14 protein-coding genes are annotated in these 19,426 nt (G+C 50.9%); 1 reads left to right on the top strand and 13 read right to left on the bottom strand.

The window, feature by feature from the left end:
* Positions 1-52: 52 nt before the first annotated feature.
* The 10 genes from ACYVL5_RS21875 to ACYVL5_RS21830 all read right to left on the bottom strand — a co-directional run bounded on the left by ACYVL5_RS21875 (position 53) and on the right by ACYVL5_RS21830 (position 15,701).
* Positions 53-2,155: a hypothetical protein gene (locus ACYVL5_RS21875; protein ID WP_460597691.1), complete on the bottom strand. Its 2,103-nt coding sequence runs from the start codon at positions 2,153-2,155 to the stop codon at positions 53-55.
* Between the two features lie 63 nt (positions 2,156-2,218).
* On the bottom strand, positions 2,219-4,015 hold the full coding sequence (locus tag ACYVL5_RS21870) for an AIPR family protein (RefSeq protein WP_460597690.1): 1,797 nt from the start codon (positions 4,013-4,015) through the stop codon (positions 2,219-2,221).
* Positions 4,015-5,028 (bottom strand): PD-(D/E)XK motif protein, encoded by a 1,014-nt coding sequence (locus ACYVL5_RS21865; protein WP_460597689.1) that lies wholly within the window; start codon positions 5,026-5,028, stop codon positions 4,015-4,017. Before ACYVL5_RS21865 ends, ACYVL5_RS21870 begins: the two co-directional genes overlap by 1 nt.
* Positions 5,012-7,873, bottom strand: a complete 2,862-nt coding sequence (locus ACYVL5_RS21860; RefSeq protein ID WP_460597688.1) for a Z1 domain-containing protein — start codon at positions 7,871-7,873, stop codon at positions 5,012-5,014. Before ACYVL5_RS21860 ends, ACYVL5_RS21865 begins: the two co-directional genes overlap by 17 nt.
* Positions 7,874-7,882: 9 nt before the next feature.
* The gene (locus tag ACYVL5_RS21855) at positions 7,883-9,334 is read right to left on the bottom strand and encodes an ATP-binding protein (RefSeq protein ID WP_460597687.1); all 1,452 of its coding nucleotides are present in this window, start codon (positions 9,332-9,334) and stop codon (positions 7,883-7,885) included.
* A 43-nt stretch (positions 9,335-9,377) separates the two neighbouring features.
* A complete protein-coding gene (locus tag ACYVL5_RS21850) occupies positions 9,378-11,711 on the bottom strand; it encodes a sigma-70 family RNA polymerase sigma factor (protein ID WP_460597686.1) in 2,334 nt (777 codons plus the stop codon).
* A gap of 47 nt (positions 11,712-11,758) precedes the next feature.
* Positions 11,759-12,223: a very short patch repair endonuclease gene (locus tag ACYVL5_RS21845; protein ID WP_460597685.1), complete on the bottom strand. Its 465-nt coding sequence runs from the start codon at positions 12,221-12,223 to the stop codon at positions 11,759-11,761.
* Positions 12,224-12,225: 2 nt separating this feature from the next.
* Complete coding sequence (locus ACYVL5_RS21840; protein WP_460597699.1) at positions 12,226-13,731, bottom strand: DNA cytosine methyltransferase; 1,506 nt, start codon at positions 13,729-13,731, stop codon at positions 12,226-12,228.
* A 1,009-nt stretch (positions 13,732-14,740) separates the two neighbouring features.
* Positions 14,741-14,992, bottom strand: coding sequence for a hypothetical protein (locus ACYVL5_RS21835; protein ID WP_460597684.1), 252 nt, complete (start codon positions 14,990-14,992; stop codon positions 14,741-14,743).
* Positions 14,993-15,026: 34 nt separating this feature from the next.
* Positions 15,027-15,701, bottom strand: a complete 675-nt coding sequence (locus ACYVL5_RS21830) for a PDDEXK family nuclease (protein WP_460597683.1) — start codon at positions 15,699-15,701, stop codon at positions 15,027-15,029.
* Between the two features lie 240 nt (positions 15,702-15,941).
* Here ACYVL5_RS21830 and ACYVL5_RS21825 point away from each other — a divergent pair, with 240 nt between their 5' ends.
* Positions 15,942-16,178, top strand: a complete 237-nt coding sequence (locus ACYVL5_RS21825; RefSeq protein WP_460597682.1) for a helix-turn-helix domain-containing protein — start codon at positions 15,942-15,944, stop codon at positions 16,176-16,178.
* Between the two features lie 486 nt (positions 16,179-16,664).
* Here the strand turns inward: ACYVL5_RS21825 and ACYVL5_RS21820 are convergent, their stop codons facing one another.
* From ACYVL5_RS21820 to ACYVL5_RS21810, 3 genes are all read right to left on the bottom strand, one after another.
* On the bottom strand, positions 16,665-17,702 hold the full coding sequence (locus ACYVL5_RS21820) for a tyrosine-type recombinase/integrase (RefSeq protein WP_460597681.1): 1,038 nt from the start codon (positions 17,700-17,702) through the stop codon (positions 16,665-16,667).
* Positions 17,703-18,243: 541 nt separating this feature from the next.
* Positions 18,244-18,744, bottom strand: coding sequence for a Mov34/MPN/PAD-1 family protein (locus tag ACYVL5_RS21815; RefSeq protein ID WP_460597680.1), 501 nt, complete (start codon positions 18,742-18,744; stop codon positions 18,244-18,246).
* A gap of 17 nt (positions 18,745-18,761) precedes the next feature.
* Entirely contained in the window at positions 18,762-19,109 is a 348-nt protein-coding gene (locus ACYVL5_RS21810) for a hypothetical protein (protein ID WP_460597679.1), read from the bottom strand.
* Positions 19,110-19,426 lie beyond the last annotated feature (317 nt).

The raw sequence follows: 19,426 nt of genomic DNA, 5'->3' as shown, positions 1-19,426 counted from the left end.
CTCTCGCCGCTATCAGAACTTGTAGGGACTAGTCCAATCAGATACAGTGTGGCTACATCTCGGGTTTACCACCGAAATATTCCTTATAGTTCTTATCAAGCAAGTCCGTTTCTAGGACATAGGTTTTAATGACCACGTCCTTGTTTTTAAACTTCGTACTATTAAAACGTTCAGCAGTTGAATTAGCAGTCAACCTATGGAAAAGGTTATCATCAATGAAATCATTAAGAACTGATGCTGTCATTGTCCCAGGCTTTCTAACATGGCAGGTTTCCCCTTGAAAGACCATGTCGCCATTCGCAATGAAATTTAAAAGTTCACGCACATGCAATATGGTATAACCGTGGTGCCTAAGGCCATAGAACGTCCTGTTACCAAAGACAATACATCCTTTATATGTATAGCAATCTTCGTTTTCCCACCCAATCTTATTAAATATTAGATCAACAAATTCCTTCTCAACTGCTAACCGCATGAACCTGTCGAGCTGTTCTGCTCCTTTCACTATATAGTCGTAACTGGTTCTTAATTCTGGAATATTACCTGGCAACATAGAGTTTTTACACTCGAATACGAAAATTGAATTCCCAGATCTGGCTAATACATCTATGTCACCTTCTTCCCCATGGTACTTGTACTTAATTTGAGTCGAAACTATAAATCCACAGTCTTTCAGCTCTTCTTCTAGCATTTTTGATAACGGATCATATTTGCCATCATGGAAGATTCGCTTTTGTTCTGAACAAAGAGCATTTCTAACGATATTGGAAGCATCCAGCACGTTCGCAAGGACAAAAAACCGGTCTTCAACTGGAATAAGCGGAGTATACTGCAGATCAAGTATCTCGTCTTCTTCAGCCGACCAACTCATTGTATCTATCCAGCTTTGAGCTTTGTTGTCACTACTAAGGCAGATCCTTAAGATACTGAGCACGTCTTCTTTCTTCATGATTGGAAGCAACGATCTTAATACAAGAAGCCTGTCCTCATCGACCCTTGATTTCAGGAACTCAGAAAAAGCAGTCGTCATGAAAGAAAAAATTCGTTTGACCTTTATCAAATCATAGAGAGATAAGTCTCCCTTCACATAAAAGGTTTTAAGATCTTCAAGAGTAACATAAAGCTCGTTGTTCAATTCAGCAAGCAACTGGAGTTCTTCTTGGAAAAAACCCTCCATATCGGCAACAGTCTTTAATGCTTCAGGGGGAAACAAAGAGACCAGTCTTTCATGTGGCTCAGTTTTGACAATAAACATTTTACCTTTATATTTCTCATAAACCTGTTTAGCAAACTGAACCAAGGACTCAGACTTAACAGCAAAAGCCATGCTTTTTACTTGTGTATTGTATCGTTGAATTTCCGTACGGATAAACCCCAGCTGAATCGACTTGGCAAGATCTTCAGTCTTATCGACAAACAAAAACAGATCATCTTGTTTCAGCACTGAATAATTGAAGTAATCTACAAGGATCTCACTCCTCATATAAAATTTTATCTTACAAGCAAGTACAATTACTGTATTCAATTTATCTGAGGCAATAAGCTCTTCGTCTATATTCCCCAGGTTTACTGCGCTAATTCCTTGTTTTTCTTTTAAAAGAAACACCATGAAAGAAATAGCTTCACTTAACTCTTCCTTTGTTAACTCAGGAGTGTTTGGAGTAGGATGATAGTCAAACATAAATATGGCATCTAAATAACAAAGGAGGGTCTTCAAAAGATTTGGCTCTGCTGATCTCAGAAAATTGTTCAGCTCAATATACATTCCTGAAACCTGAATTGACAACCTGTACATATTGATAAGGCTGCCAAGATATTCCTGAACGGCATGGCCCAATTTTAAATCCTCTGCATGTCCCAAAATAAATTCAACACCTTTAAGCAGAACGCTTTTTTCAAAATCATACTTTGATTTTCTGAATATCCCCCTTTTACGAATCAGTGCAAGTGTCTTATCTTCATCAAAGTACACCCCAAGCACAACCCAATTAACAAATGAGGCCTTATCTTTTGCCACAATGGATGCTTTTATTTTCTCAATAATAATCTCCATCAGTTTAGAACTGACAGGCGAAAATCTATCTTTTTTCTCCTTGATTATTTCATCAATCCAACAGCCATTTTCTATCGCATCAGCGTATTCAATAATGTTCATTCATGCTCCAAGAAGTGCTTTAATTCTTATTTTATGACAGCAATCACTCACTTTAGATCCTCCTTAAAAGGAAGTGTTTCGGATCTCAGGGATTCCAGGTCGAGCACCTGAATAGACACGAGACATCACAATTTCGGCGCACTCCGCCTTCTTAGCCCATTCTGAAATCATCCTTCCACCAGCAGATTTATGCAGGGCTTCGTTTACTTCGTTTGCCCATTCTTTCAATTGATCTCTCAGTGGAGATGATAGTTCCTGTGCCTGCCAGATTTTATCAAGGTCCAGCCTCCCACCTATCAGTTTAGCCATAACTGCCACCAGGTATGCGGCTATGTTTGCCTGAAAGGCCGGGAACATCGGCCGAACCAGTTTATGGGCCGTTTTGAAGATTATCGCCTTCGAAATTATACCTTTGTAAAACCCGACGTCCGGAGGCAAAGAATCGGGTTCCCGGTCCTCAACTGACTCCATAAACCTCTCAAAGTTCTTTTGTGATCCCAGGCTCACCAGGTCGGGTTTCTGGTCCCAAGCATTCAGGTACTTGGCAAGATCCGTCTTTGTTATTTTCCTCGCTGTCGGTATCGCCTCCTTGAGCTGCCGGAGGCGTGCTGGCGTGTTACCTTCCCTCGCCAGCAGCACGTTATAGCTGCCAGCAGCCCTTTCGTAGAACCACCGCCCCACGCCATCGGGGCAGTACACAGTGTTGGAAAGTTTCTCGATCTGCACATGGAAAGGTTTGTTCGCCGACAGATCAGCTTGGCGGACGGCATTCTGGCTGTTGGCAAACCTGGAAATGGAGGATACTAGAACCTCTTCCGCTTCCATGTCAGTGGTGTGAAGGATGAGGACCTTCGCTGGTACTCTGACCCGCCGCAAGTCCACCTCTGGAGTCTTTTTCTTCGTGAAGTAGATGGATGCGGTCGTTTGGCCGCCATTTACAACCTGCATCCCTTTCATCCAGGTTATTGCTGGTGCCCCTGTCTCTGTTGTCCCAAGACGGACTTCGTCAGCGATGACAACGATCCCGTTGTTGTAGGCCATGAACCTTTCGGGCGCATCCTTGAGCGTATCTCGCAACCCTTTGTTGACCTTCCCACTTGTGCTAAGGAATGACCTAACATTCGCCTCTAGAAGGCGCGGCCCGTATTTCTCGTACACGAACCTTAGGGCTTCTCCTGGAAACACAGTCAGGGCGCAATCATAATCCTCCTCGATGCGTGGCACATACACGCAGGGCAGACCACTGCCACAGATCTCCTTGAAATCCATCACGATTTCGTCGCGAGGTTTCCCCTCAGCCCAGTGACGGTGCAATCTTTCGATATCCATCACCTCAAGCTTTATCGTTTTCTCCTTCACTTCCATGGGCTTGAAAAACTTCGACTTCGCCTGGCGGTCCGTGAGGACGTAGATCCTGATCTGGTCGAGGTTTGGGTATGAATCCTGGATGGTTATGGCAAGTGCATACTCATCGCTGGACTGGTCAAAGTTGCGTGCCAGCGTTCCGTTCGCGCACCCTGTTATGAACCGGGAGCACTGTGTGGCTGCAGTTCTGGTTTCGGTGTCGGTGACGGAAGTTATGTCATCGACTCCAGAGTAAAGGCTGACAAAGAGATCAATCTGGTCGGCATCCTCCGAGATGGCGTACCCGCTCAACCTCAGGTTGGCTGTTCCGATTTTTGCCGCGACATGGCATATGACTGGTTCAAACGTCATCCCGATCTCGGACATGTGCTGCATCACAATCTCAGCAAACACCAACTCAGGATATGGATAAGCCGACCCTGGCGTCCCCATTCGTTCTCCCACCTCGGCCCTGACTTCGGCCTGTGTCTGCATGAGGAATTCCTGCAAATCCATCACAACGCTCCTATTGAATTCAGTACGGAAGACAGCGGTATGTCCGCAACCCCCATGAGATCAAGGTCAATTTCATATCGTGCACTACGAATAGCGGTCGGAACAGAGGCATGCGTCAGCTTGGGAAAATCGTCATCAACAGGGTGAATCTTTGTCTGGACGTGTGCGAATGCCCGCGGGTACCGATCAGCCAAGGCCGGAAAAAAACCGGCGTGAAGCAGCCTTGTCTCAAACGCTGCAAGTGCGGCAGGATCGGATTGTAGCAGATCACGCACCTCCTCAGCACGTTGCGCGAGATTCTTTCCCCCAGAGTCGAGTGTCAACCGGACTCCAGCCAGAAACAGCCCGTTCAGCATTGCGGCATCGAGCTGTTCCAGGGATGATATCTTTGCCGGAAAAGTTCCTGCCAAGGTCGTGGCTTTCACCTCTATAGCCCCGCCTCTGAACTGAAAATCCTGGATCCCGTCAAGCGGCCCACACCAGCCCAGCACGGCCATGTGGCCGTTCACGCCAGAGGCAATAATGGAGCGCAGAATTACAAGTTCTCCGTGAAGCCCGATCTCAGCTTCAGTGCCAAGCATTCCTTCCCGGTCACGTTCCATGAAGCTTTGCCATGCCCGGACCCTGCCCAGGAATACCGTCAGAAGCCTCTCCTCATCGTAAGAATCAGAGGCCACCATGGTTGCTACCACGTCCTCCGCCATCATGGCAAAGAAATCAAGACTCCCTGCAGGCTGACGCAAAAGACCAAACCAGATTAAGTCATCGGAAGCGGGACCATGATCGAGAACCCGTACAATGAATCCGTTACCTGAGGGAAGGCTTGCAGAGGCTGGGATGACCACGCTTTTGAGGCCAACCAGCACGGCTTCCTCATTCCCGGGGAAATGCCGCCCTGCAAGTATTCGGCAGCGTCCTTTTCCTGCAACCGCGATGCTCCGCCACCCTTCGACTTCGGCATCGCCAGCCAAGGCTCTCCATGCAGCCACTAGGCCCTCAGTCTGCTGGGCCATATTCCTGCTCCCAAAGCACGTTGTTCACCTTGTACTCGACCTTCCTCCCAGATTTTGTTCCAGGAAAGCTTATGCCGAAAGCAACAATCGGTGGAGTCTCTTCCGGAAAATCTGCTTCAGCAAGCATGGGATCGAGAAGGTAGAGCAGAAGCAAACCTCTCTCCGGATGAGGCTCGATCCCTTCTCCACCTAAGCCGCGGATTTTTCTGATAGCGGGACCGCTAGGCAACTTTGGTTCATCCATCTGAAGCCTTCCGGGATCTCCCCGCCAGACCTTCCGCGTCTCGTCCAGAGCAGCGATCCAGCTTGGCTCATCAAGATCGATACCCTCATCACGAGGGGAGAGAAGGCGGCCGATCGAGTACCGGTCCGTGTGGTTGCAGTTCTGCTTCCTTTGAAGCATGCTCACGCTGAGGCCATCTACGATTTCTATCTCCTTTCCGGCCCCTCCACCAATCAGCGCGACCGTCCACTGCGTCAGTTCACCCACGGTCACCATGGATTCTATGAACTGGCCGAGGAGTGGTCCGTTCACCTTGTATGCTGCAGCATGCGTTTGATAGGAGCCAAGGAAATCCACAACATCGGGAGCGGGCACAGAGGTCCAGAGGCATCCAGACCAGTTATGAACGGTGCCGTTTCTCGGACGGACGATAGGCGAATTCTGAGCCGGTGCCCCTAGAGAGGAAACAAACCGCTGGCATAGCTGGAAATTCCATTGCAGCCTTTCCTGGTCTCGATGAAGGGCTACTGTTTCGAGAAGTGTTCCGCTGAAGGACAGCAGGAGATTCTTTGCACTTCTCATTTTCACCCTGCTTGTGACCATGAGGACCGGATGCGACTGGACTTTGAGCCCGTACTCCTTGGGTGTGGCGTTGGTCTCGGCCATGATGTCGAATTCTTCGCGAAGTTCTTCCCCGGCGTCCGCTATGTGTCCGAACCATTCAAGGAGGTCCTCCGTAGTGTAAAGGCGGCACAGATCCAGGTAGCCAGGCCGGTATCCGAACCAGCGCCCCATCTGCATCAAGGTATCGTACATTCGGGAGGCACGCAGGAAGTAGCTGATGCTGAGCCCCTCGAGAGTGAGCCCCCGGGCGAGCTTGTCACCGCCGATCGCTATGACGTTCAGACCGGTCCCTTCATGTTCCGCATAGTCCAGCGCATCTTTAGCTGTCCCGTTGATCATCCTGACCTGTAAGTCGCTGACAACGTCGGGAAGCGCATCCAGAACAGCCTGCCAGGATGGAAGTTCTGGAACACCAACGTCAGGAGCGCCCTCCATGATTGCACGGCTGGTCGGAACAAAATCGGATTCCCACAGTCCCTGGAGGCGCAGCAGTATCTCTTCTGCATCAATTCTGCGGGTAAGCCGCTGGCGAAGGTGTCTTACATGGTGATCAATCTGGCTCGTCACCGCACGCTGGACTGCGTTGAAGCGCGTCACATGCACAAGCATTGAGGAATGCTGGTTCTGCTGTCCCCGCAGACGACGGACGGCTACTGTGAGCAAAAAGGAGTCAATGGCTTCCATAAGGGATGGAGGCAAACTGTCCTGACCGCCGAATAGAGGGTAATGCCCGTTCTTGTGGCCCTGTGGCATCCATCCGCGCCTGCCGTCTCCTTCGGAATAATCGGTAACCACTCTGGAAAGCGGAAGCCCGCCCTCGCGTTGCCCTCCGCTCCTCAGGCCAAAGATCCGCGCAGGCCCCACATAATTCGAAGGCGCGGCCAGATTGATGATAAATCCCGACGGGAAGAGGTCCGGGCCCTCTTCCTTGGTCGCCCCCCTTTCGTGGATGAAAATGTTCGCAAAAGGAGTTGCCGTATACCCGACATACGCTGATCGCGAAAACGTATGGAGGATACGACGGATGAGCCTGTTTATAGCGGTTGGCTGGTGGTCTTCATCCGGAGTGCCGTCAGCATTGAAGACCTGTTCACCGGTGTCAACCGAGGCGTGGTCTGCCTCGTCATCCACGATGAGCAGTGGGAGATGCGTAACGATCTTTCTGCCGGTTTCAGGGTCCGTTGCATTGGCAACATGCTTTTTTATCCACCGGAGCAGCCGGTCCAGAACCGTCTTGTTCTTCTTCACCACGAAAAGCCATGGACGCTCTTCCGGTGAGATCCCCATATTCTGAACTATTCTAGTATTGAAATCCCCACTCTCCGACCTGTTCGTGACGTAGTTCGGCCGAATTGACGGGTCACCGTCAATTTCGCCAACCCCAAGAACGGTCAGGTCTTCCCGGTTCGGTTTCGTCTCGTACCCGAGAAAGCCCTCGTCCAGCCGCATCTGGGTCTGTGATCTCAGGTTGTTGTGAAGTCCCGCGAGAACGATAATGATCTTATACCCGGCGTCGGCCGCCTTGCAGATCAAACCGGTATAGTTGCCGGTCTTACCGGACTGCACATGTCCAACAACCAGCCCCCGTCTGTCCCACTGTCCTTCCCGAAGCGGGTCCTCAAAGAGTTCAAGCACGCGGTCCGTCGAGCGGTCAAGCGCCTCCACCGCAGCGTAAGACAGTTTCCTCTCAAGCCATTCCCGGTATCTCTGCCAATACCTCCACTCCTGCTTCCTGGACGATGAAAGCCACGGCACATGGCCTACGTCACTTTTCAGGGTGCTGTCCTGGCCTATCCACAGACTGAAACGGCGAATCAGCTCATCCGTCACCGATTCTCTGTCGAGGTCCTGGCCCCATTTCGGGTTCATGGCGATGACAACGTCAATTTTCTCCCCGATCAGCGCAGGGGTAATGGAGCTTCGATCCGGCTCATCAAGGAGAAGTTCCTGTACAAATTTTACAACCTTCTCGCCGTATCCCTTTGAACTTGAGTCCATAGAATTCCTTTAGCTGTTTTGCTCTTGGAGTGTCATTACCAGGTCTGGGTAATTATGGAACGGTTCTGTGCGGGCAAGTTGCTCTTTGGCCATCCTTGGGGACATTCCCTTTTTCTCAACCATGTTCCTGAACATTACCTCCATCACTGAGAGAATCTCCGCTGGAGCCTCACCAGAAAACCCGGTCCGCGGGACATCCTTCCCTTCCGTCGTATCGAGCCAGATCCGCTGGACAGGCACGGTCTCCTCGATGACCCTCAGCATGGCCTGAATATGAGTACGTAGAGGCCCGGCGTCGTCCAGTAGAGCTTTAACGACTGGATGAGTGAGATCGATGCGGTAGCGCATTCCGGCGCTGGTGTGTTCGGCCCGCCACGCCTGTGAGATGGCAGTTTGTCCGGGGACAGCGATAACTTGGCCCCTGTGTGCGAAAACCCTTCTGGCTCTGCTGCGAGTATCCTCGGCTAGCCTGGTGAGCCGACCTCGCAGACAAACGGGCGGTTTGGCAGTCGACTTCCTGATGTCAAGCTTCCAGTCAGCATCGGCGGAATTGGGGATGTCGAGTCTGATACGTGCAAGGCGATGAGCTTCCTCTTTGGTCCATCCCCGACCATACCCCAAGCCAAGCCAGCTGCCATGTACCAGAAGCCTCTGGTTTCGGTAAACATAAAACCCCTGCTGGGCTGGCCATCCTGCGGGGCCGCTCGCCCTTTCGTACTCCCGTGGGTCAAGGCGGTCTCGGTGCGGAAGCACATGGCACTGCACCTCAACGGTACCGCCATCGGTTTCGAAACGTTCAATGGGAGACGACCAGGTTGCAGGGTGTGAGGCAAGGAACGGGTCCCAAGGAGCAACAAGCCGACCGTTCACCAGGATGCGGAGCCTTGGGCGGGCCCCTTCAAGAAATCGGTGAAATACCATGGCCAGATGCTGTTCGACCTGGTCAATTAGATCGAGATAGTCCTGCTCGGTAAACCCACCGGTAACGATTCGATCGAGGTGCTCCCATAGGACGATGGTGCCGTGAACCTTATCCTTGAGAGGCTCGAGAAGGGCATCGGAACCATTCGCCGGCCCTTCAAGAAGGAACCATCCGTCTTCATCGGTCGTCTCAAGGATGTCCAGGTCCCACCTGAGACAGAAAGTACAGTCCGCCTTTCTGCTGGCCACAGTTAACCTTCTGCACTGGGAAAATGATGCCGTCTTCAGCCCGAGACCGAATCGTCCAAGATCGTTTGGCTCCCGTGCATCCAGAGGACTTCGATGACCAAGCCGCATTGCCGCATCAAGCTCAGCCTCCGTCATGCCTTGGCCGTCGTCCAGGATGGTGATGACGCTCCGCTGGCCGTCCCAACGAAAATCGACGGCGATTTCACCCGCCTGTGCGGCTATGCTGTTATCAATAATGTCCGCGAGGGCAGTTGCCGTGGTGTATCCAAGCCCTCGAAGAGCTTCCAGCATCGAGCTCGCCTTTGGCGGAGCATGGCGGGAACCGGGAAGATGATCACTCATAGAAATCCCGGAGCATCTTCGACCGTGAGGGATGACGAAGGAGGGAAAGCCCTTTGGCTTCGATCTGCCTTATGCGTTCTCTGGTCACACCGGTGTTTCCGGCGATCTCCTCAAGGGTATGATCGTGATCATTGGGGATGCCCATGCGCAGTTCCAGGACCTCTTTTATACGGGGAGGAAGGGTTGCCAGCACTTTAATGACCCTTTGCTTGAGCTCCCTGTTTATAGCCTCGCCGCAGGGGCTTATCCTGGTCTGGTCCGGAATGGTCTCATACAAGGTCAATTCTTCGCCAAGTGGTTCATCAAGCGATTCAGGCTCTTGGTCGAGATCCAGGACCTTCAGAACGTCACTCACCGGTAGCCCCGCAGAAACTGCGATCTCTTCAGGCGAAGGTTCCTCTTCCTTTTGCTGTGACAGGACATTCCTGGCAGCAACAACCCTGGATACCTTTTCCACGAAATGAACGGGAAGCCGCATGGTCCGAGCCTTGTCGGCGAGTCCCCGGTTAATCGCCTGCCTGATCCACCATGTCGCATAAGTGGAGAACTTGTTTCCCAGAGTGTAATCAAAGGATTCCACTGCCCTCATAAGACCGAGGTTTCCTTCCTGGACCAGATCCAGCAGGGGAAGCCCACGGTTCTGGTATTTCTTGGCGACCGAGACGACAAGACGAAGGTTCGCATTTATCATTTCCCGTTTCGCCGAGGTTATCTTCTGCTCCCCTGCCGCAATCTGCCTTGTCATCCTTAGCAGATCATGGAGGCTCATTCCGGCCTTTTCCTGGAGGGAGATAAGATTCAATTGCTCAGCTATGATGGTGTCGGACTCTCTCGCGATCTGCCTTTCCCAGCCGCCTTGGTCACAACATGCCTCGCGATGACACCAGTCAATGTCAGTCTCATGCCCGGAGAATCTTTTGTAGAATTCGGCAACAGGTGTCGTGACGTCTCCACCACAACAGATTTTTTCGACAGCATTCACCGATGTCGCATACGCTGTTTCCATCTCGCGCAGGGGCAAACACGCCGCAGCAAGAGCTTGTGATGTCCATGGAATATGGTGAAGACCATTACCGATATCTTCCGCGGCCTGCTGCCACCGTCCCTGATCCATTTCTTTTATCGAAAGAGCTAATTCCGGCAGAAGCGTTCTGACAGTTTCCAGAATTTCCTTTAAATCTGTCGGGATACCGGTTGTGTTCGCTATATCCTCTTCCTCATCACTGAACTCTGTCCCGTCGGGATTATTTTCGGCAAAGACCTCCGCATCGGACGCTTCGGGACGCTCCTTGAGGATGTGAGACAGAGGCAACTCCTGCATAGCAGCCTTTTCTGTCATCCCAAGGAGGGTCCTAATCGCTAATGGGCAGACAGAAATTGCGTCCAGTATTTCCTGCCGTCCAGCCTCCATCTTCATTCCAAGGGCTATCTCGTCTTCCTTCGAGAGAAGAGAAAACCTGGCCATCTCACGGTAGTACGTCGGTAACAGATCACTACTGTCGTCCAGATGGGCGAGAAACCGAACTGCTTCAATGGCGAGCTGCTCCTCATCACAAACGGCGAACATCTCAGATTCACCAAGTGCTTCAGTCTCGTCGGATGCGGGAGGTTCGAGGAGACAGTCAGGCTCATCAACGCAGATCCCGAGATCACCGAGTACCGTCTGCAAACGCCTCAAACAGTCACGATCAAGTTCATCGCCTTCGAGGCTCATGTCCTCGATGAGTCCACGATTGAGCCTGCCAGATTTCAGTCCAAGGAGAAAAAGCGACTTTGCCTTCGGAAGGTCGGGAAGCCCCTTCCCCTGTCGCGTGGGAAGAAGGTCGGGAAGAGTGAATTCTAGATCGGCAATATCCTCTGCGCTAGAATCAACAGGGACATGAAGGGAGATCAGCCGATGAAGTTGGCCTGCGCTTTCAAGGCATTTACGGTCATCGGCAGGGGGGGGAGAATCAACGATTTCTTCCCAGTCAGAAAGGTCCAGCTCTTCATCAACCCGGTCAGTTTCATTCTCGTCTGATGGCACAAGTTCCTGTGCAGACTGTTGGCGTCTGCGCATGTAGTCAAGGATGACTTCCTCAGCTGCAGACTTACTGTATCGCCTCGCCAGTGAAAGTGCGCTGACACCTTCTCTGTTCACCACAAACGGGTCCGCTCCAGCTTCCAGTAACAACCGGCAGGTTTCACCATGCCCCTTGGCAGCTGCGAGCATAAGTGCCGACATGCCTCTTTCGTCTGTTGAATTCAAGTCACTGCAACGGCTGACGTGAACCCTCACGGCATTGGTAACACCTGAAACAACAGCCATTTTAAAAAGTGCATTCACTGGAACTTCCACCGTATCAGAGATGTTAGCCCTATTGGGGATGCTCGTTATTCAGCGGTACCTGCGATACTCGAAATTTTTTCTGTAAAATCCTTACCGATTCGTTTTGCAACTGTTTCCAGCACCACGGTAATGTCCTCGTCTTTTTTGCCACGTAACGCACACTCCCAGACGGTTATTACCTTCCACCCAGTTCCAACCAAAAGGGAGATCTTTTTTCGGTCGTTATCCCTGTTTTTCTGGATCTTCGCATCCCAGAATTCCTGGTTGGAGGAAGGCCTCTTGAAGAGGCTGCAATCGTGTCCGTGCCAAAAACATCCATTGACGAAAAGAACCGTCCTGTACCGGGGAAAGACAAGGTCCGGTTTGCCCGGAAGCCGACTGTCATGAAGACGGAATCTCAACCCCCTCGCGAAAAGCCCTCTCCTGATGACCTGTTCGATCTTGGTATTTTTCCCACGTATGCGGGACATTATCCTGCTTCTTTCTTCTTGGGAGACGATGTCTGCCACGGCTAGACACTCTCCAGGAATTCCCTGACTATTCCCGCAATCTGGCAAGCAAGCAGTGGAGGTACCGCGTTTCCAACCTGCACATACTGCTGGGTTCTCGTCCCACAGAAGAAGTAATTATCAGGGAATGTCTGCAACCTCGCGGCTTCCCGCACCGTCAGGCTCCTGACCTGTGTGGGGTCAGGATGGATGAAGTAGTGGCCATCCTTTGACATGTGGCTCGTGATCGTGGTTGACGTCCTTCCGAAGAGCTGGACCCGAAACCGATCATCAAAGTGGCCGGTACCCACGTTCAGGTGGTCCGGCAGAAGGTCCGGTGGATACTCCCTCAGAAGCGGTGACCTGTCATTCATTTCGCCGAAGCAGGAAACATATGCGTAACGGTAAAGGTCCTCGATCATGTGACGCCTCGTCATATGATTGCAGACCCCTGAAAGCCGGGGATCTAAATACCAACTGGTTAAGTCCTCTCGTACAGTAGGTGTGCAGGAAAGGAATTCTCCTCCTCGGCCGTGAGGGGGCATCTCAATGCCAGAAAAGACCTCTCTAAGCCTTTCAGCAACCCTCTCGTCTCCTATACTTCCCAACCATGGGCGGCTGCCACCCTCTCGCACCAAGTCTTTCCAAAGAAGGGCACCATCTTTTACCTTCGAAAGCCCACTCCTGACTCGAGGAAGACCGGCAATCACGTCCTTTACAGCAGAAGGCTCTTCTGACGGGGAAAGGGTGGAAGGTGTCGCTTTTTCGGAGAAGTCCTCCCTAATGCCTAGAAGGATGACCCGATGGCGGGACTGCGGAATGCCGTATCGTTCACATTCGACAATGTAGTCCTTCGGTGCGAGCTTGCCACCTTCAGCCGGCTTCACGAGAGAGAAGATCCGATATCGCGTCCCTGGGGAGGGTTCCTCAAGATCGGCAATTATGCGCTCAAATATGCGTTGACCTTTTACACGTGAAGTGAGAATGCCTTTCACGTTTTCCATTACGAAGACTGCGGGACGGTGACGCGCAACGATGTTCAGGTACTCAGTGTAAAGGACGTTACGGACATCACTTTCAGCCTTCTCTTTTTGCCGCGCATTTCTTGCACGACCAATAATTGAGTAGGCCTGGCAAGGAGGTCCACCAATGAGAACCCATTTGTCATGGCCGGCAACGGCCCGAGATATCCGCCCGTCTATCTGGGAATTTACATCGGGTGATCCCAACTCGGCATGCCATGCATGCTCTTTTGCTGCCTTGGCCTCTGCAGGGAACTTACTGAAAAGCTCTTGGCGACTCCGTTCGCTCCTGTTCCCACGGAGGAAGTCATAATACTCCTGCGGCGCCCCGCCATGCTCGAACTGTCTAAAGAAAGCTCGAAGCTCCAGTGTCTGATGGGCAACCGGATCTTTCTCGATAGAAAGAGCGATACGAAAAAATGGAGATTTTTCGGCTCGGCCAAGGGCTGAAAAGCCCTCACCCAAGCCACCAGGTCCGGCGAAGATATCTACTATGGGTATATGCACTACAGTCAATTCCACCTATAATTCGGCTCACAGTGTTATCTGATAGCACCTTTGGCAAAAAAAACGCCAAGATTTCAGTGGTGACACAGGAGCACCTCTGGAGCTACAAAATACGATACACGTTACTGCCTAAAATAAAAAACCGTAAAATTACGCTACGTTAATACACCTTATCTCCTCCACTGTCAACGAAAACCCTGACTGCTGGGGATAAGGAAACACTTTGATGGTATCGCCGGTTGATGGTATCGCCGGTTGATGGTATCGCCGGTTGATGGTATCGCCGGTTGATGGTATCGCCGGTTGATGGTATCCGGCATTCAATGGCCGACGCGATCTAGATCCCGATGGAGCACTACCAGAAAAAAAGCGAAAAACTCCTTACACTACCCCGGCTGATGGTATCCGGGTTGATGGTATCCGGGTTGATGGTATCCGGGTTGATGGTATCCAGTTGTCACTGGGGGTGGCAACTGAGGAGGCCAGGTTGGTGGTACTCGGTTGGTGGTACTCGGTTGGTGGTACTCGGTTGGTGGTACTCGGTTGGTGGTTCGCGTTGGTGCAGGGTAATGGTAGGCGGGTCTCTGATCCGTGATGGTGGGGGTTGGGTGAAGTTGACTGCGGAGCAGCTTACGGGGGGATCTCCTAAAGGCGGGATGGTACCGTCTCGCTTGGATGGTTCATTCCACGAATTTGTAGTAGGTCATACCCAGCCCCTAGAATAAGTTCGTCAAGGCATTCCTAGAAACCGCAGACAAACAAACACAAGAGCAAAAAAGAGCGAAATAACTACCATGTTTATAGCGGAGTTAGCAAATAGGTCGGAGTTACGAGGTGACCTAACGCGGCTCCATCCACTCAGGATAAACAAGACAACTGCAATAACCCCTGGCAACAGAATGGAAAGGATGAGATAAGGCCGCAAAAATGGGCCGAGCATCAGCATTGGGACTCGGATTTTCATTGATAGCTCATTCCCATCTCAGCGGCGGCACGTACGTCACTGTCGTCAATTTGAAATTTCTCTTGCTTTTTCAAGGAATTCGGCCAAATCCCGATGGTAACGTGGACCAACCGCAAGGTAAAGATCTGAGCGATTCAATTCTAACCTCGCGGTTCCCTTCGCATACAATTTCCAGCCTTCAGCTCCTAATAGATTCAGAAAAAACAAAATCGCATCTAGTGTTGAAGTAGAGGTTATTCTGGCTACTTTGGATCCATCAGGTCCATCAGCTTTGGAAATCACAACAGACAAGACCACGATACACCTCCATCAGGGGACAACCTACGCCATGTCAGGGTGTTGTAATATCGTAAAAAGCGAATTTCACTGAATATTTTTTAAGGCAAAGATTCGGAATGGCCTTCGAAGCTAAAATCACCCGCTTATGAAAATCTCCCGCCACAAGTATGCCTCTGACTGGTGAGCCCTCCTTTTCAGCAACGGATCCCATATATGCCAATATCTGGGCGATCACCTCAGGATTGGCGATCCCCGCTTTCAATTCTATGACGACGGGGGTCTCGCTTACATCTTTTGCGGTTATGTCAGATCGCCCTGCTTCAGTAATTTTCTCCTTTCCGCCATCAATTATCGTCAGACCGGGTTCCAGTTGTGAAATATTTGCCCTTAAAGCCTTCTGAAGATCACTCTCCAGTCCAAATGCAATCTCCTTAGCTTCAGCTATTTGGGGCTCATTGATTTCTCCGCCAATTTGAATAGTGTCGATTACGCCTTCAGCGATAGCCACCCGTTCATCATGGGGTCTTATGAGTATGACCTTGTCCACCTTCTCATGTAAGATCCACCCCTGTTGCGTGAGTCCTCTCCGTAACTCATGGGATGTATTGGTATTGGGGTCAAGCCCGTTCGGTACAAATTCCGGATTATGCCTCAGCCAATCCTTCATCCGATAGGAAGCAACCGTCCCATCCGCCTTTTTGGCAACAACCAGATGCTCTTTTGCCATACTTCACCCCCATTTTGTTAGCCGTTCTTTGATATCTTCAGTGCCGAGCTTGCGTGTGCTTACAAGGGCACGAATATCCTTTTACAAAAAAGAGAGATGGCGTGGGCCGGCGGACCATAACTAACCGAGATCTGACTAGACGTCGCTACTAATATGATACCACATTTTTTAATTTTTTGAATACTATAGTCCGAAGACTATTTTTTTTTTAGAATGTAAGGTGGCGCAGGAGGAAGGGATGTGAAACCAGAGGAAGCGTTTGGCCATATTTTGCGTGACCTGAGAGGGAAAAGAGGCCTTACTCAAGAAAAACTCGCTCTTGATGCCAATCTGGACAGGACATTTATTTCCCAACTGGAAAGGGGACTGAAACAACCATCATTGACAACCATTATCAATATAGCCTCGATATTAAGAATCGAACCTTCGAGTCTAGTGAAACTCGTGGAAGATGAGTTGAAAAAAGTGCAGGTTTAGCTTTTGAAAGCCCCCCTCAACGCTGCCAACACGGCGACCTCTCTCCAAGTATCCACGCTCCTGAGTGCCAGAAGCGATCTTGCCCCCCATCATGCTTTCAACCGGACACCCTTGACTCCCCGAGCAATACCCATACGTCATCACCCCATCATTTGGGCCCGTCCGATCATCTGCTAAGGACCGTCCCGTTTTGATGGTATCTCCCCTCCGGTTTGCTGCGAGCCCATCAAACGCACCACTAAAATCCCTGGACTCCACCGCACCCCTTCGGAAGCCATCGCACCAACAAAAAAATAAGGCCCTGTGATTACAGGGCCTTACATTTTACATCGGACTTCCTTGGACTACTTTCTGGTGCCCGGAGCCGGGGTCGAACCGGCACGTCCTTGCGAACGAGGGATTTTAAGAGCATAACAGTCATACATCTCATATGTAATATCAGATAGTTACACTCAACACCACTGCTGCACATCCACGTCATTAGTCCTAACCTGCGTCAACATCTGCGTCAGCAGTTGTGTCCTTCTCTTCAAGGGACAGGACCGCATGAGCCAACTTAGAGGGGTTGAGATGAGCATACTTCTCGGTTATCTGGATGCTGCTATGGCCCAACCACTCCTTGATGACATAAAGGTCAACCCCAGCATTTACCATCCTACTGGCACAGGTATGCCTGAGTGCATGCAAAACAAACTCGGTATCCTTCTCAAGCCCCATCTCCTTCCGTACCCACTTCCAGCCGCTATCTGCCTGATACTTGTCAATGGTAAAGGGTTTCTCAGGATTACACCCCTTTCTAGTGTCGAGGATGGCCCGTACCCTCGATGTCATGGGTATGCTCCTGGGCCTATCGCCCTTGTTGATCCAGATGGATATGAGGTTGCTGGTAAAGCTGATGTCCTCGTACTTCAGGTTGAGACATTCAGACAATCGCATACCCGTATCGGCCAACACTTCCACAAGGTCGGCAATCTCAGGGTAACGACCCCTCTGCCTATGGGTGGTACTCCGTAACAGCTCTACCACCCTATTCTCCTCCTCTCTGGTGATGACCCGAATCCTCCCCTTGGCCTCCTTCTTGAGCTTAATATGATCCCACGGCTGCTTGTGGTGCTTGAGTACCGTCTTTAATCCCGCGAGGTTTCGGTTGATGGTGGCCGGCTTGTTCCCCTTCCCTTCCATCATAACGACCAGGTGGGCTACAACATCCTCGTCAATTTTGCTGATCGCCAAGTCTCCGATGATGCCCATTACCAGCTCCATGTTACGGTAGGACTTCTCCCCATCCTTGTTGTTCTTCCACCTCTCATCGTAGACCTTCTTAATGGCCTCGGAGAACTTCATACGTGCCCTCTTCTCTCTGGGTGACAGGGCAGCATCCTCCATCAGCTTCTTCTTCTCTACTGCCTCGACCAGCTTAGCCTCCTTCTTGGTAAACTTACCGGTGCTCCTAAACACACGAACACCGTTGACGGTGAAGTTCATATAGAACACACCTTTATCTCCGCGCTTATAGACTGCCATGGTAACACCTCCTTTGGATTGGACACAAAAATAGGAGCTTGATGGCTCCTTGGTGGACGCTTCTTGGATTAGTGGATTTAATGAGTAACGGACTTGGCTAAACGGCTTCCATATTCTCGATCTGACGGGACTTTTTTACTTGGGACAGGTAAGAGGTTGGGTTCAACTAGTGGGATTAGCGAGGGCTTACTTTGGAGGGGTGCTTGATGGCCGGGTTACTTGGTCTGCTTGCAGGTGGTAACTAGGTGATGAAGTGCTCTCTGGTCTGGTGCTGGTAGGCTGGCGATGTTCTGAATCAGCTTGTATCCGTTCCTAATGAGGGAGTTTAGGTCGGTTACCATTTTGAAGATTGTCGGGTAGCTCAGTGCTCTCGGGTCCAATGACGAGTACACGTACTGAAATGCCTTATCTCCACATGGTTCACAAATGACAACCACTGCTGAGTCCGATGCTGCCTTGAATCCAGTAGAGGTCAACGTACCGTGTCTGATTCCGTTGATGGTGTCACCTTCCCTTAGCTGTCGGCCACAATGCTCACACCTCATATATGCCCCCTTTCGGCAAACGAGTAGTAGGTCTCGCCGATGATAATATGGTCGAGTACCTTGATACCGATCATGTCTCCGGCGTCCATCAGTCTGCGTGTAATGGTGAGGTCTTCCGTGGAGGGTGTAGGGTCTCCAGTCGGGTGTTGGTGGATCAACAAAATACATGCTGCCGAAGACAGTAGTGCGGTCTTGAATACCTCCCTGGGATGGACAATGCTCTGGTTGAGGGAGCCGGTACTTACCATGTCGATGCAGATGACACGGTTCTTGCCGTCAAGGTGCAAGCTGAGGAAGTACTCTTTTGTCTCCTGTCTCAAGAAAGAAAACGTCTCGAATACCTGAGATGCTGAGGTGTAACGGGTATGAGGTTTCAGGTAGTCGGTGATGGTCTCCGATACGGTCATGGTCTGGTAGACCGCCTTGATTGTCTTTAGCTTGATTACTCTGGGTTTGGGGGTGATGGTCTCAGGTCCGAATAAGGTGTCGATGGTCATGGTAATCCTCCTTTTGGTCAGAAAAGGTAGTCCATCAGTTTCTCAACGATGGCCTCTGGCGATAACAGCTCCCAATCAGTTCCAAGATGGTCAATGATCTCTTGCGGGGTATGCAGGTAGATCCCGTTAAGAGCATCCGGTTGAGGAACCATGTACGCATTGAGGGCCATACGTCCGAAAGCCTTATTAATGGTGAGCGCATACAAGGCGATACTCTGGGCGAAGACATGGATGATGTCTCTGGTTCCTCCCGGTAGGTGGTAGTAGTTGCCCCGGTACATGATGATGAGGCTTTCGATGTGGATGCTGGCGCTGTCGGTGTCATGGTCGGTACAGAGCTTGAGTTCTGGCTTGATGGGGGTCATTGGTCTTCCTCCCTGGAATAGAAATAGGCTGTGGGTTGGTGGTTGGCTTCTCGTACAAGTCTGATGGTTCCGCTGTGACACATGAGACAGGTATCATCTGGGGGATTGTAGTCTTCATAAACGACATGGCAGCTCCGACAACGGAAGTAAGACATGGCTCTTCCTCCTTCTGAATTAGTGAGTTAATGGTGTCGGCCGCCATGGTAATTTGCCAGTTTGAAGGGGGCTGTCGCCAACGAAATTTTCCACCCCCGTCGCCAGCCTAATTTTCCAGTTTGGCTGCAACCGTCGCCAACCTCATTTTCCACTTAGCGATC

It is taken from the genome of Geomonas sp. Red276, assembly GCF_054784495.1.
The sequence above is the reverse complement of the archived record's forward strand: the minus strand, read 5'-3'. Positions and strand labels throughout refer to the sequence as shown.

Coding starts and splice junctions, on each gene's coding strand:
- ACYVL5_RS21875 (WP_460597691.1), bottom strand. CDS start 2,155: ATGAACATTATTGAATACGCTGATGCGATAGAAAATGGCTGTTGGATT.
- ACYVL5_RS21870 (WP_460597690.1), bottom strand. CDS start 4,015: ATGGATTTGCAGGAATTCCTCATGCAGACACAGGCCGAAGTCAGGGCC.
- ACYVL5_RS21865 (WP_460597689.1), bottom strand. CDS start 5,028: ATGGCCCAGCAGACTGAGGGCCTAGTGGCTGCATGGAGAGCCTTGGCT.
- ACYVL5_RS21860 (WP_460597688.1), bottom strand. CDS start 7,873: ATGGACTCAAGTTCAAAGGGATACGGCGAGAAGGTTGTAAAATTTGTA.
- ACYVL5_RS21855 (WP_460597687.1), bottom strand. CDS start 9,334: ATGCTGGAAGCTCTTCGAGGGCTTGGATACACCACGGCAACTGCCCTC.
- ACYVL5_RS21830 (WP_460597683.1), bottom strand. CDS start 15,701: ATGGCAAAAGAGCATCTGGTTGTTGCCAAAAAGGCGGATGGGACGGTT.
- ACYVL5_RS21820 (WP_460597681.1), bottom strand. CDS start 17,702: ATGGCAGTCTATAAGCGCGGAGATAAAGGTGTGTTCTATATGAACTTC.
- ACYVL5_RS21815 (WP_460597680.1), bottom strand. CDS start 18,744: ATGACCATCGACACCTTATTCGGACCTGAGACCATCACCCCCAAACCC.
- ACYVL5_RS21810 (WP_460597679.1), bottom strand. CDS start 19,109: ATGACCCCCATCAAGCCAGAACTCAAGCTCTGTACCGACCATGACACC.